Raw genomic sequence first — 13,956 nt, 5'->3', positions numbered from 1 at the left:
ATCGCGAAGCGTGTTACTGGACACAGAGTGTACAGTAACGAATTACTCGAAAGCTTTTCCAACAGAACCGAACAGTTCCATTTTCTCTTTGATGGTAGCGCAGATAGCATCAAAGCCCGGTTTTAATAATTTACGCGGGTCATAGCCTTTGCCCTGATTGTCTTTTCCTGCTTCGATGTACTCACGTGTAGCAGCAGCGAAAGTCAGCTGGCACTCTGTGTTTACGTTGATCTTGGATACGCCCAGGTCGATAGCTTTTTTAATCATATCAGCCGGGATACCTGTTCCGCCGTGCAGAACTAAGGGCATCTCACCTGTCAGTTTCTGGATGTCATCCAGAACGTCAAAGCGGAGGCCCGCCCAGTTTTCCGGGTATTTTCCATGGATATTTCCGATACCTGCTGCCAGCATGTCCACACCCAGGTCAGCGATCATCTTGCATTCCTGCGGGTCTGCGCATTCGCCCATTCCTACAACGCCGTCTTCCTCGCCGCCGATGGAGCCGACTTCAGCTTCCAGAGATAAGCCGAGGCCTTTGCAGACACCTGCTAACTCTTTTGTCTTCTCAACGTTCTCTTCGATCGGGTAGTGAGAACCATCAAACATGATAGATGAGAATCCTGCTTTGATGCATTTGTAGCATCCGTCATAAGTACCATGGTCCAGATGCAGAGCTACCGGAACAGTAATGTTCAGCTCTTCTATCATAGCTTTTGTCATGTCTGCAACGGTTTTGAATCCGGTCATATATTTTCCGGCGCCCTCAGATACACCCAGGATGATCGGGGATTTGCACTCTTCTGCTGTTAACAGAGCTGCCTTTGTCCACTCCAGGTTATTGATGTTGAACTGTCCTACTGCATAGTGTCCTGCTTTTGCTTTTTTAAGCATTTCTGCTGCTGATACTAACATAAATCTAACCTCCACTAATTGAAAATTCTCGCTTTTCCCATCCTTGTACAGACCAACGGCCTGTTCATAAGGAAAGAACGATTTGTTATTATTATAACACATTTCCCCCTTCTGGCAAGCTTTTCTTACGCAAATTTACCAATGCAGGCGGCAGAAGCGCCGCTTTACATCTACAGACGCATTCTGAAATCTTCATACCCAAAGGTTTTTATCACTTCACAAGACCCATCTTCCCGCTCCACTGCTATGGCAGGCAGACACATCCCGTTGAAAGTATTATTCTTTACCATAGTGTAAATTGCCATATCTTCAAACTCCAGGTATTCTCCCGCAGCCAGGGGATGGTCAAAGGAATAGGTCCCGATCACATCCCCTGCCAGACAGGTTGGTCCTGCCAGGCGGTATGTGTACGGGTACTCCCCCTCCTCCTTGCTGCCGGCCAGAGGCGGTCTGTAGGGCATTTCCAGTACATCGGGCATGTGACAGGCAGCGGAAGTATCGAGAATGGCAATATTGCCGTCCTGTGAAAAGGTATCCAATACCCTGGTAAGAAGTATACCGGCATTTAAAGCCACGGCTTCCCCCGGTTCCAGATAAACCGTAACCTGATATTTCTCCCGGATCTTACAGATACACTCCTCCAAAAGCCGGATATTGTATCCAGGCCTGGTAATGTGATGCCCGCCCCCGAAATTTACCCATTTCATCCGGTACAAAAACTCACCGAACTTGTCCTCCACTGCATCCAGCGTTGTTTTTAGATCCTCCGCATCCTGCTCACAGAGAGTATGGAAATGTATCCCCTCCACCCCCTCCAAAAGTTCCGGCACAAACCGCTCTCTCGTCACGCCCAGACGGGAGCCGGGAGCACATGGATCATAGATCGCATGGCCCTCCTGGGTGGAACACTGGGGATTGATCCGTATCCCTATGCTTTTTCCCGCATCCAGCACCCGCTCTCTGTACTTTTCTATCTGTTCAAAAGAATTAAAAACAATATGCCCGCAGTAGGAGAGGATCTCATCAAACTCTTCCTCCCTATAGGCAGGAGAATAGATATGGTTTTCCTTCCCCATCTCCTGCCACCCAAGTTTCGCCTCAAACAGCCCGCTGGCCGCAGTTCCGCTTAAGTATCTGCCCAGCAGCGGATAGAGTGCATACATGGAAAACGCTTTCTGGGCCAGCAATATCCTGCATCCGGTCCGGTCCATAACCCCTTTGAGGATGCGCAGGTTTTTCTCCAAAGCCGGTATGGAAATTAGATAGCACGGTGTCGGCAGTTCATTCCGTCTCATAGGCCTACTCCACCAGACATGGATCGTGGGAAATTTGGTACGGAAGTCCCCATTGGTTCAGCGCATCCATAAACGGATCCGGGTCAAACTCCTCGATATTATGTACACCGGGCTTATTCCATGTACCGTTCATAAGCATCATGGCGCCAACCATGGCCGGCACTCCGGTTGTATAAGATACTGCTTGGGAACCGGTCTCCTTATAGCACTCCTGATGGTCACACACATTATAAATATACAATTTTTGCTCTTTCCCATCCTTTTTGCCAATAAAAATACAGCCGATATTGGTCTTGCCTTTCGTTCTCGGCCCCAGAGATGCCGGGTCGGGAAGCACTGCCTTCAGAAACTGCACAGGCACGATCTCCTTTCCCTCATACAGGATAGGCTCAATGGATGTCATCCCCACATTCTCCAGACATTTCAGATGTGTGAGATAGCTCTGTCCGAAAGTCATAAAAAAGCGGATCCTTTTGATCCCCGGTATGTTAAGGGCAAGGGATTCCAGCTCTTCGTGGTGGAGCAGATACATATCCTTTTCCCCTACTTCCGGGAAATTGTATACACGTTTGATCTCCATAGGTTCTGTCTCCACCCATTGTCCGTCCTCCCAATAGGAGCCTTTTGCGGAAACCTCCCGGATATTGATCTCCGGATTAAAATTCGTAGCAAAGGGATACCCATGGTCTCCCCCGTTGCAGTCTAAAATATCAATGTAATTGATCTCATCAAAATAGTGTTTCAGCGCATACGCCGAATATACACCTGTGACACCCGGATCAAATCCGCTGCCAAGCAGTGCTGTGATGCCTGCCTTTTCAAATTTTTCCCTGTAGGCCCACTGCCATTTGTATTCAAATTTCGCGGTATCCTCCGGCTCGTAGTTGGCAGTGTCCACATAGTGGGTTTTCGCTGCCAGGCAGGCTTCCATAATTGCAAGATCCTGATATGGAAGGGCCAGATTTAAAACCACCTGAGGTTTTTCCCTCTTGATCAGCGCAGTCAGTTCCTCCACATTACCTGCGTCCACCTGTGCGGTGGTGATCTTTGTCCCGGTAGTACCCTCCAGCTCTGACTTCAGGGCATCACATTTTGACAGTGTCCTGCTGGCTATACACAACTCCTCAAATACCTGGCTGTTTGCACAGCATTTACGGATCGCCACACCTGCCACGCCGCCGCAGCCGATCACCATTACTTTTCCCATATTATTTTCCTCCTGTATCTTTTTTTGCGGTCGCCCGGTAAATGGGCAGACCTGCTGATCCTTACCTCTTATGTTCTAATACTGCAGTGCAAGCAGCATTTCCCTCACTATTTTCCCTGCCACAGCAGTGGAAACGCCGCTCTGGTCAAATGGCGGGCATAGTTCATTCACATCACAGCCTATCACCCTGCACCCCCTGCACACCGACAAAACAGCCTGCAGCAGCTCCCGGAAAAATACGCCTCCTGCCTCCGGGGTCCCGGTTCCGGGAAACACGGACGGGTCCAGCACATCAAGGTCCAGTGTAAAATACACCGGCCGACCCGAAAGTGCGGCAGCAACTTCCGAAACACCCTCCAGATCAAAGGGGTGCATATTCACATGCCCCTCCTCTGCCCATAAAAATTCTTCCCGGTCCCCGGAGCGGATACCGAACTGGAAGATACGGTCATCCCCCACCAGCTCCCAGCATCTTCTCAACACACAGGCATGGGACAGCTTCACCCCCAGATAATCCCTGCGCAGATCCGCATGGGCATCAAAATGTACCAGGCAGAGGTCGGGATATTTCTTCACCGCGGCCCGCACGCTTCCCAGGGTCACCAGATGTTCGCCTCCGATCATAAAAGGCAGTTTCCCATCCTCTAAGATCACTGCGGCCCGGCCTTCAATCTCCTCCAGCACCCGCACGGTATCCCCAATGGGAAGTTCTAAATCCCCGCTGTCAAATATAGGATAGTCCGTCAGGTCCTTTTTCTGGTAAGGACTGTAAGTCTCAAGTCCGTAGGATTCATTTCTGATGGCCTGGCTTCCAAAGCGGGTCCCCGGACGATAGGAGGTGGTGGAATCGAAAGGTGCTCCGAAAAGAACCACCTGCGACGCCTCATATTCCCCGTCACATCCAATAAAATTCACAATATTTTTACTCAACATCTTTCAGCATCTCCTCCACATAAGCCGGCAGCGCAAAGACACCAGCATGAAGCCTGGGCAGATAATATCTGGTATGGATCCCAAGCAGCTTCCATCTGACCCCGTCCAGGTCATCCACCGGGTGATATTTTTTTGATGCAAAGCCAAAGAGCCAGTGCCCGGAAGGGTAGGAAGGAATATGGGCCTGATAGATCCGGCTCACGGGAAAAGACTCCACGATCCGCTTGTGCATCCGCAGACACCAGAAGGCCTCCTCATCGTAAAAAGGGCTCTCATGCTGATTGATCATGATCCCATCCTCATGAAGCGCGTTGAAGCAGTTCCCATAAAATTCTTTTGTGAACAGCCCTTCCGCTGCCCCGAAAGGATTGGGGGAGTCAATGATGATCAGATCATAGGCATCGGAACGGCTGCGGATAAACTTCAGTCCGTCTTCATGGTATATGCTGACTCTTCTGTCATTGAGGCTGCAGGCCATCTGGGGAAAATATTTCCGGCACACCTCCACCAGAAGCGGGTCTGCCTCCACCACATCAATCTGCTCCACATCTTCGTATTTTACCAGTTCCCGGACAACGCCGCCGTCACCGCCGCCGATAACAAGGATCTGCTTCACATTCGGATGGACAGCCATGGGCACATGGCTTATCATCTCGTGATAAATAAATTCATCCTTCTCAGTCAGGGCCAAATCCCCGTCCACAACCAGTATCTTCCCGAATTCCCTGGAACTCAGCACATCCAGACGCTGCAGTTCACTGTTGGCAGAAAAAAGCTGCTCATCCACACGGATGGATAATTTTACATTTGGTGTGTGCACATCGGAAAACCACATTTCCATCATACCGTCCCTCCCTTCAGTACATTGAGCCGTCTGATCCCCGCATCCTCAGGTCCGGTCATGGAACATCCCTTTTCTTTTGCATAGACTATGTAATCCAAAATATCCTCTGTGATCTCTTCCCCCGGCGCCAGGATCGGAATACCCGGAGGATAACACATGACAAACTCACTGCAGATTCTTCCCGCCGTCTGTTCCAGGGGCAGGGATTCCTTGGGCGCATAGAAAGCCTCCTGAGGCGTTGCCACCACTTTGGGATCAATATATTCCTGGGAGAGCATTCCCGCCCGGTCTTTTTTATACCGCCGCTTCACCTCCGCCAGGGCGCTCACCAGCCGCTCCACCTCCTGCCTGCGGTCCCCGATGGACAGATAGGCCAGAATATTGCCGATGTCACCGAACTCAATCTGAATGTCATACTCATCCCGCAGAATATCATAGACTTCAATCCCCGCCAGTCCGATTTCCAGCGTGTGCACAGAGAGCTTTGTGCGGTCAAAAGCAAAGATACTGTTCCCGTTTACCAAATCCTTGGAGAAAGCATAATAGCCCCCAATATTGTTGATCTCCTCCCTGGCGTATTCTGCAAGGCCAATCACTTTCTCAAATTCCCGCTTTCCCCTCAGCGCCAGATTTCTTCTGGAAATATCAAGGCTGGAGAGAAGCAGATAGGAGCCGCTTGTGGTCTGGGTCAGATTGATGATCTGCCGCACGTGCCCCTCACTCACCCCCGGTCCTGTCAGAAGAAAAGAACTCTGTGTCAGGCTTCCCCCTGACTTGTGCATACTCACCGCCGCAATATCGGCTCCGGCTGCCATAGCGGACACGGGAAGTCCGTCTCCAAAATAAAAATGTGTCCCATGTGCTTCGTCGGCCAGCACCAGCATCCCATGTTCATGGGCCAGTTTTACTATGGAACGCAAGTCGGAACAGACTCCGTAATAGGTAGGGTTATTGACAAACACAGCCACCGCGTCGGGATTGTTCCGAATGGCTGCCTCCACCTGTTCCAGCCGCATCCCCAGGGAAATTCCGAGCCTGCAGTCCACATCCGGATTCACATATACCGGCTGCGCCCCGCAGAGAACCAGGGCATTGATGGCACTTCTGTGCACATTCCTGGGCATGATGATCTTATCCCCCCGCTTGCAGCAGGACAGGACCATACTCTGTACAGAGGACGTGGTGCCTCCCACCATGAGAAACGCATGGGCTGCGCCGAAGGCCTCAGCCGCCAGTTCCTCCGCCTCCTTGATGACGGAAACAGGATGGCAGAGATTATCCAGGGGTTTCATGGAATTCACATCAATCCCCACACACTTCTCCCCCAGAAGCTCCACCAGCTCCGGATTCCCTTTTCCGTGCTTATGTCCCGGAACATCAAAGGGCACGACCCGCATTTTCCTGAAACGTTCCAGCGCCTCGTAGATGGGCGCCCGTTCCTGATTTAATTCTGACATGTTCGACCTCCTTATCCGATTCCTGCCTGCATACGGGTGCGCTCTGTCTCAACACAAAAAAAGCAAGCAGGACCGTATACATAGTCCTTTGCTTGCTTCTGTTCATCCTTATAGAAATCCACCGTTCCCCGTCTCCGCCGGCCCTCAAATAAGACCCACACCGGGTAAAACATGGCTTTTATTCTTTTTCACAAAAACAGATATGGTTTAGAGTCTATATAGCAAATATTTATACTTTTAATACTCTTATTGACCGTTTCACAAGTTTGACGTTTTGTATACGCACTAGTTATAAAGTAACCAACTTATAAAATTTGAGCTTCTAACTCAATCAATAAGGCAATAAAATTGCCGGAAATATTTGCATGGAAATCTTCGCCTTTATCTGTCTTCCATACATGCCATACTTTATCACAGCTTTACTAAAATAGCAAGAAAAACTTATCTCTGTCCTGTAAATTTCTGTTTTCACTCCCGGATATCTATGGTATGATATATTTGTAGCAAAATTTCTGATTCATATGGAAAGGAGGGTATAATTGCCGGAATATTGGTAACGGTTCAGTGTCTTCACAAATTCCTGCAAAAACCCATGAAGGATTGCCTTCGGCAATGGGAGTTTTGCCTGCTAAATGCGCAGACCTGCTGAATCGTAACAAAGATTGCAATTATACAGTGAATACAGGATTATGGAAATGAAAAATATGATCGTCGGCCAATCCGGCGGCCCAACCGCTGCCATCAACAGCAGCCTGTACGGCGTCGCAGCGGAGGGCTTACGCCAAAAAGAATTTATCGGACGTGTCTACGGAATGGTAAATGGGATTGAGGGATTTCTGGAAGGAAGGATTCTGGACTTTGAAGACGCGCTTCCGGGCAATACACTGGAAGGCCTGAAAACGACTCCGGGTGCTTACCTGGGTTCCTGCCGCTATAAACTGCCGGAGGATTTATCTGATCCGGTCTACCCGGAGCTGTTTGCCAAGTTTGAGGAACTGCAGATCGGATACGTGTTCTATATCGGAGGCAATGACTCCATGGACACGGTGAGCAAGCTCTCCCGCTATGCTGCCTCTGTGAATAGTGATATCCGCTTTATCGGAGAACCCAAGACCGTGGACAATGATCTGGTCCTCACTGACCATACCCCCGGTTTTGGCAGCGCAGCCAGATATGTGGCATCCACTGTGCGTGAGATCGTCATTGATGCCAATGTATATGAGAAAAGATCAGTTACTATCATAGAAATCATGGGACGGCATGCAGGCTGGCTCACAGCCGCTTCCGCCCTGGCAAGAAAATATAAAGGGGACAACCCTCTGCTCATCTATCTGCCTGAGACAGCCTTTGACCAGGAGGCATTCCTCAAAAAAGTGGAAGCATGCTTTGATAAAAACCCCAATGTCATAGTGTGCGTTTCCGAGGGGATCCACGATGACAAGGGAACTTTTATCTGTGAATACGACAACCATGTAGGCACAGATACCTTTGGACACAAAATGCTGGCCGGATGCGGCAAATATCTGGAAAACCTGGTGAGAAACCGTCTGGGCGTAAAGGCCCGCTCCGTGGAGCTGAATGTAAGCCAGCGCTGTTCTGCCTCCATGATGTCCGCTGCAGACCAGAAAGAGGCTGTCATGGCCGGTGAATTCGGCGTCCGTGCAGCACTCAGAGGATATACAGGGAAAATGGTAGCCTACAAAAGGACCTGTAACCTTCCCTACGCGATCACGCTTGGCCTGGAGGATGTAAACGAGATCTGTAACAAAGAAAAGACCGTTCCCTTGGAATGGATCACCGGGGACGGCTCGGATATCAGTGATGATTTCGTCATCTATGCGCTTCCGCTTATCCAGGGAACCGTTGAAATCCCCATGGGTACAGACGGACTGCCTGCGTTTGTCTATAGAAAATAAATCGTAACGATTCCTTAGGTCTGCGCATTCACTGCGCTGACCGTAAGAAAGTGTACCACGGCCAAGCAAAAATCCCATCGCCAAAGGCGCGATTCTGAATGGATTTTTGCCTGTAACTGTGAGGGTACTGAATCGTTACAATAAGGCATTTTATTCAGAAAGGGAGGGAATACCGCTCGTTGACGCGGTATTCCCTCCTTTTTACTTCTGTTCCCGGCTGCTGCCAAAAGACAGAAGTATATTTCTCTGTAGAAATTCTTTTGTCTGATCTCTTGGGGCGTCCTCTGTCTCCATTCCCTGAAGCAGATATACAAAATAGCTCATAAATCCTGCCATCAATACCATAGTCACAAATGTTTCCGGCATATCCGCCGGAATGGTTCCCTCGCGTTTCCCCTGTTCCGTCAGAATGCGGAGCACACTCTCCACCTGACTCTGAGGGCCGCCGAATTTTGCATATTCCCTGTATAAGTGTTCTTTCATCTGACATTCCTGTCCCTGCAGGCGCATAAGCTGTGTGCTGCATCTGCTGCTGCTCATCTCTGTCTCGATGAAATCAAGCACTGCCTTGATCTGCTCTTTCAGGCTCTCTGTTTTTCTGAGAACATCCATAATTTTCTGAAACAATTTCTCCCCGGACCAGATGATGGCTTTCGCCACCATCTCCTCCTTGCTGGAAAAGTACTCATAAGCGGTACCCTTGCCGATCCCGGCCCGGCTGGTAATATCAGATACCTTAATGGAGTGAATGTCCACATCTTCCTCTATCAGTTCAATGACGGCCCGGAAAAGAGCCAGTTCCTTCTCACTGAGCTTCTCCTTCATCCACTAATCTCTCCTCATCCTTTTTATAATGGCGGCGGTTCAGTATATCATAGATACACGGCACGACAAAGAGTGTCAGCAGTGTACCATAGATCAAACCTCCGATTGTTACGATCGCCATTGGCTGCACCATATCCGCGCCCATTCCCATGCCCATAGCCATGGTGAGAAGGCCCAGAATGGTGGTGAGTGCTGTCATGACGATGGGGCGCAGACGGGCACGGCCTGCCTCTTCGATCGCCGCGCGTTTTTCCATGCCATCCTTGCGGAGCTGGTTGATGTAATCCACCAGCACAATACCATTGTTTACAATGATGCCTGACAGCATGACAAATCCCACCATAGCCACGATGCTGACCGGCTTGTTGCTCACAAGCAGGCCCATAAATCCGCCTGTAAACGCCAGAGGAATGGTGAACATGATGATAAACGGAGACAGCAGGGACTGGAACTGTGCCACCATGATCAGGTACATAAATACCAATGCCAGAGCCAGCATCTGAAGGAGCTGCCCCATAGCCTCGTTGATACTCTCATCTTCACCCTTCATTTCAATCGTATACCCTTCGGGTACGTTATATTTATCCAGGATCTTCTGTACATCCTGGCTTACCAGCCCGATATTATAACCGGACGCGATCTCGGCAGTCACTGACATATAACGTGACTGGCTATCCCTGTTGATAGCCTGGGGGCTTACAGAGTCCTCAAAGGTGGCAATATCCCCAACCTTTATCTCTTCCGTCTCCCCTTCTGCGTTGGTAGTCTGGATGGATATATCCGCAAGCTGTTCCCTGGTAAGGGATTCATCCTTCTCGCTTCTGACATACACATCATAGTCTTTCGTTGCCGTTGAGATCGTTGTAGCGCTTGTGGCCTCTGCGATCTTCTTATTGATCTCCTGGAACACCTGTGCCACGGTCAGGCCATAGCGCATAGCTTTTGACTTATCCACAACCACCTTATACTGGGCATCGGTCTCTTCCATGCCGTCGTAGACATTTTGTGTACCCTTTACCTTCTCTATCTTACCGGCCAGGTCTGTGGCGATCTCCTGGAGCTGTTCCAAATCTTTTCCTTTGATCTCCACCTGGAGGCCGCTGCCGCCCAGTGCGCTCATATCCATATTGGAAGTAGAAACCGCCACTTCACAGCCATCCACACCCTTGGTCCTTTTCAGGATCTCTTTTTCAAGCTGCTCATTGTTCAGCTTTTTATCTTCCTTCAGCACCAAATACATAGTGACCTCATTGGTGGAACTTCCGCCCATAGACATGGAAGAACCGCCAGCCATGGCACCGATGGTCTCAATATCATCGATATCAGAGATCTTGTCGATAATTTCATCCGCTTTTGCCGCGGTATCCTTGAGAGGGGTTCCCTTGTCCGTGGTCACAGTAAGACTTGCCTGTGTGCTCTCCATGGATGGGAAAAATTCCGTCCCCTTTTTCACTGACAGGTACATACTTCCCAAAAATAAAACCAGTGCTCCCAAAAGCACCCAGGCTTTATGTTTCAGGGTCTTATGAATCATACGTCCATAAAAATCCTGCACCTTATCCAAAAGTTTGGATGGCTTCGCCTCAGCCCTCTTCAAAAGTCCTGCGGACATCATAGGTACCAGGGTCAGCGCTACCACAAGGCTGGCCGCCAGGGAATAACCAATCGTCAGCCCCATATCCACGAAAAGCTGACGGGTAATGCCCTCTGTAAATACAATGGGCGCAAACACGCACACGGTTGTCAGGGTTGAGGAGACAATGGCTCCCGCCACCTGTTTTGCTCCTTCCACAGCGGCTTTTCTGGCCGGTATCCCCTGGCTTCGCATACGGTATATATTCTCAATAACAACAATAGAGTTATCCACCAGCATACCCACACCCAGGGCAAGACCTGAGAGGGAAATGATGTTCAGCGTCACGCCTGAGAAATACATGAGCACCAAAGCTGCCACCACACTAATCGGGATCGAGCAGGCAATAACAAAAGTGGGCTTAATATCCCGCAGGAATAAAAACAGTACCAGAATAGCCAGAATACCTCCGTACAGCATATTCTGCAGCACGGAATTTACAACCATATCAATATAGATACCCTGATTCATCAGTGTTGTAAAATGCAGGCCGTCATTTTCCTTCTCCAATCCCTCCATACGGTCCAGGATCTTGTCAGCCACATCTCCTGTGGAATAACCGGTCTGTTTCTCTATGGAAAGTATCATGCCGGGATTGCCGTTGATCTTTGCATATACCTCTGCAGAATCATCTGTGACACTGATATCTGCCACATCAGACAGGCGGATAGATGCCAGACCGTCCAGTTTCAGGTCCAGAAGGACCAAGTCCCCCAGACTGTCCACATCCTGCACTTTATCCCCTACCCGGATCAGATACTCCTTATTGTCCTCTGTCACATACCCTGCCGGCATGGCAAAGTTCTCTGCCGTGAGGATTCCCTTCACCATATCGGATGTGAGGATCGTATTCAGATCGGCTTTGTCCTGCGCCTGCTCTTTTGCCTCATTCAGCTGGTCTCTTCCGGAGTCAAGCTGAGACTGGGCTGCCTCCAGCTGAGCCGTTCCCATGGCGATCTTGGAGGAAGCTGAACTGAGCTGAATGGAGGCCATGATCTTCTGCGTTTCAAGCTGGATCTGGGCTGCACTCATCTGAGACTGGCCTGCCTCGATCTGAGCCTTTGCCTCCTGCAGCTTCTGTATCCCTGCATTTAACTGGGTCTGGCCCTCTGCCAGCTGCGCTTTTGCCCCTGCGATCTCCTGCAGGCCACTATTGGCTGCTTCCAGCCCTTTATCCACCACTTCCATCGGGTCAAGCTGGGCAAACTGTTCATTGAGAGCTGCAAGCTGCTGCTCCATCTCCGCCTTTTTGCCCTCCATCTCCTCTTTGGCTGCGGTCAGCTGGGCGATGGTCTGCTGCCATTCCTCATCTGTCATATTGTCAGGCTTCTCAGGTGTTAAGGCATTTAACTGCTCCTCCAGCTCCTCGATCTGGCCCTGGATCGTGGCAATTCCCTCCTCCAGTTTCTGCATTCCCTCCTGGGCTTCCAGCAGCTTGTTTTTTGCTTCTGTCAGCTTTTCCACTGTGAGATTCAGGCCTTCCTCTGTAGCCTGCAGAAGTTTTGACTGGCTGTCCAGCTCTGTCTGCTTACTCTCCAGGTTCTGGAGCTGCATATCCACCTCAGCAGCGCTCTTTGTCAGTTCACTCTGTGCCTGGGAGAGCTGTCCGCTTCCCTCACCGATCTGGGAAGCCGCTTCGTTCTGACCGGATTCCAGTTCACTCTGGCCGGAATCCAGTTCGCTTTTGCCGGAGTCGATCTCAGCCTGGGCATCGTCCAGCTTCTCTTCCTCCTCAGCGAACTTGCCGTTAATGGCATCCTGTACCTTCCGGTTCATGGCATCCAGCTTCTCCTGGTTGATCCTCACCTCAATATTCTCAGTAACGCCGCCGCTCTGGGAAACCCTGGCAACACCGTCAATACTCTCGATATTAGGCTGCACATTATCTTCTATGTAATCCGTAAGTTCCGCAGCCGTCATATCATCCACATCCACGGCGGCAACCAGGACCGGAAGCATATCCGGGTTCAGTTTCATAATAATGGGATTACTCACCGAGTCGTCCCAATATCCCTTTATCTGGTCCAGATTCTCCCGCATCTCCAGGGACACGGAATCCATATTGGTGGTCTCCTCAAACTCAAGGATGACCATAGATACATTTTCTCTGGAGACAGAACTTACATTCTTAATATTGCTGACTGTCGCCATACTCTGTTCAATAGGCTTTGTAACAGTCTCCTCCACCGATTCCGGGCTGGCGCCCACATAGGTAGTCATTACGATTGCATAAGGCAGATTCATACTGGGCAGGAGATCTGTGTTCATTTTTGTCACAGACACCACTCCCAATAGGATCACCAGCACTACCGCCACAACGACGGTATAGGGCTTTTTCACACTAAAACGCGATAACATTTGAAGTCCTCCTGTATTTTTGCTCGACCGACTGACCGGTCAGTCTGTTGTTAAGATTATATGTCTTTACAGGAATGGTGTCAACAAGACTAATTATTAAAGTTGCATAAACTTTGCTGCTGTGGGTTCCTGTTTACGCTGCTGCCAAAGACCTTGAAGTATATATAGTTACTGTCCACTCCGTGTCCGGCAACACGCTTCGCGATGCACAGATATGGGGCATTCTGCTCCATATCGCGCTGGCTGCCTCGGGATTTTTATGCTTCCGGCATGAAAACGCCTCCCGGTACAGCGGAACAGTAACTATATATATTCGTCATTTTGCCCATTTTTATCTTTACTTATCTTTATATCATGGTATAATGTCTATAAGCACAATACTGACAAGTATATGGAGCACAGAAACCACAGTTTCAAAAAAGAAAAAGCCTAACTGATAAAATCCTTTTATATATTCAAAACACAGCCCCGGCAGCATAGAACTGCCGGGGCTGTGTTTGTATTTTATAGGAAGGAGTAACTGTTCAGTACCCTCACAGTTACAGGCAAAGATCCATGCAGAATCGCCTTTGGCGA

The 13,956-nt window shown here is 49.7% G+C and carries 9 protein-coding genes; 1 reads left to right on the top strand and 8 read right to left on the bottom strand.

What is annotated here, in order from left to right:
• Nucleotides 1-42 precede the first annotated feature (42 nt).
• The 6 genes from fba to C6P39_RS20790 all read right to left on the bottom strand — a co-directional run bounded on the left by fba (nt 43) and on the right by C6P39_RS20790 (nt 6,648).
• Entirely contained in the window at nt 43-912 is an 870-nt protein-coding gene (fba, locus tag C6P39_RS20815) for a class II fructose-1,6-bisphosphate aldolase (protein ID WP_095175255.1), read from the bottom strand.
• A gap of 170 nt (nt 913-1,082) precedes the next feature.
• Nucleotides 1,083-2,207 (bottom strand): carboxynorspermidine decarboxylase, encoded by a 1,125-nt coding sequence (gene nspC, locus C6P39_RS20810; protein WP_095175254.1) that lies wholly within the window; start codon nt 2,205-2,207, stop codon nt 1,083-1,085.
• A 4-nt stretch (nt 2,208-2,211) separates the two neighbouring features.
• Nucleotides 2,212-3,414 (bottom strand): saccharopine dehydrogenase family protein, encoded by a 1,203-nt coding sequence (locus C6P39_RS20805; protein ID WP_104805055.1) that lies wholly within the window; start codon nt 3,412-3,414, stop codon nt 2,212-2,214.
• Between the two features lie 75 nt (nt 3,415-3,489).
• Nucleotides 3,490-4,347 (bottom strand): agmatinase, encoded by an 858-nt coding sequence (gene speB / locus C6P39_RS20800; protein ID WP_104805054.1) that lies wholly within the window; start codon nt 4,345-4,347, stop codon nt 3,490-3,492.
• A complete protein-coding gene (speE, locus tag C6P39_RS20795) occupies nt 4,337-5,188 on the bottom strand; it encodes a polyamine aminopropyltransferase (protein ID WP_095175387.1) in 852 nt (283 codons plus the stop codon). The genes speB and speE overlap by 11 nt, the downstream gene beginning before the upstream one ends.
• Nucleotides 5,188-6,648 carry an aminotransferase class I/II-fold pyridoxal phosphate-dependent enzyme gene (locus tag C6P39_RS20790; protein WP_104805053.1) on the bottom strand — a complete coding sequence of 487 codons (1,461 nt, stop codon included), beginning with the start codon at nt 6,646-6,648 and terminating at the stop codon, nt 5,188-5,190. The genes speE and C6P39_RS20790 overlap by 1 nt, the downstream gene beginning before the upstream one ends.
• 689 nt (nt 6,649-7,337) lie before the next feature.
• Between C6P39_RS20790 and C6P39_RS20785 the strand changes: the two genes are divergently transcribed.
• Nucleotides 7,338-8,564, top strand: a complete 1,227-nt coding sequence (locus tag C6P39_RS20785; protein WP_207657144.1) for a 6-phosphofructokinase — start codon at nt 7,338-7,340, stop codon at nt 8,562-8,564.
• Nucleotides 8,565-8,765: 201 nt separating this feature from the next.
• Here C6P39_RS20785 and C6P39_RS20780 read toward each other — a convergent pair whose 3' ends face one another.
• Together C6P39_RS20780 and C6P39_RS20775 are read right to left on the bottom strand one after the other, a co-directional pair.
• Nucleotides 8,766-9,389, bottom strand: coding sequence for a TetR/AcrR family transcriptional regulator (locus tag C6P39_RS20780; RefSeq protein ID WP_095175249.1), 624 nt, complete (start codon nt 9,387-9,389; stop codon nt 8,766-8,768).
• Nucleotides 9,370-13,380: an efflux RND transporter permease subunit gene (locus C6P39_RS20775; protein ID WP_104805051.1), complete on the bottom strand. Its 4,011-nt coding sequence runs from the start codon at nt 13,378-13,380 to the stop codon at nt 9,370-9,372. The genes C6P39_RS20780 and C6P39_RS20775 overlap by 20 nt, the downstream gene beginning before the upstream one ends.
• Nucleotides 13,381-13,956 lie beyond the last annotated feature (576 nt).

Origin of the sequence: Blautia marasmi, from assembly GCF_900258535.1 — a bacterium.
Taxonomy (GTDB): domain Bacteria; phylum Bacillota; class Clostridia; order Lachnospirales; family Lachnospiraceae; genus Blautia; species Blautia hominis.
This window is presented reverse-complemented; position numbering and strand designations above follow the sequence as displayed.

Coding starts and splice junctions, on each gene's coding strand:
- fba (WP_095175255.1), bottom strand. CDS start 912: ATGTTAGTATCAGCAGCAGAAATGCTTAAAAAAGCAAAAGCAGGACAC.
- nspC (WP_095175254.1), bottom strand. CDS start 2,207: ATGAGACGGAATGAACTGCCGACACCGTGCTATCTAATTTCCATACCG.
- C6P39_RS20805 (WP_104805055.1), bottom strand. CDS start 3,414: ATGGGAAAAGTAATGGTGATCGGCTGCGGCGGCGTGGCAGGTGTGGCG.
- speB (WP_104805054.1), bottom strand. CDS start 4,347: ATGTTGAGTAAAAATATTGTGAATTTTATTGGATGTGACGGGGAATAT.
- speE (WP_095175387.1), bottom strand. CDS start 5,188: ATGGAAATGTGGTTTTCCGATGTGCACACACCAAATGTAAAATTATCC.
- C6P39_RS20790 (WP_104805053.1), bottom strand. CDS start 6,648: ATGTCAGAATTAAATCAGGAACGGGCGCCCATCTACGAGGCGCTGGAA.
- C6P39_RS20785 (WP_207657144.1), top strand. CDS start 7,338: ATGGAAATGAAAAATATGATCGTCGGCCAATCCGGCGGCCCAACCGCT.
- C6P39_RS20780 (WP_095175249.1), bottom strand. CDS start 9,389: ATGAAGGAGAAGCTCAGTGAGAAGGAACTGGCTCTTTTCCGGGCCGTC.
- C6P39_RS20775 (WP_104805051.1), bottom strand. CDS start 13,380: ATGTTATCGCGTTTTAGTGTGAAAAAGCCCTATACCGTCGTTGTGGCG.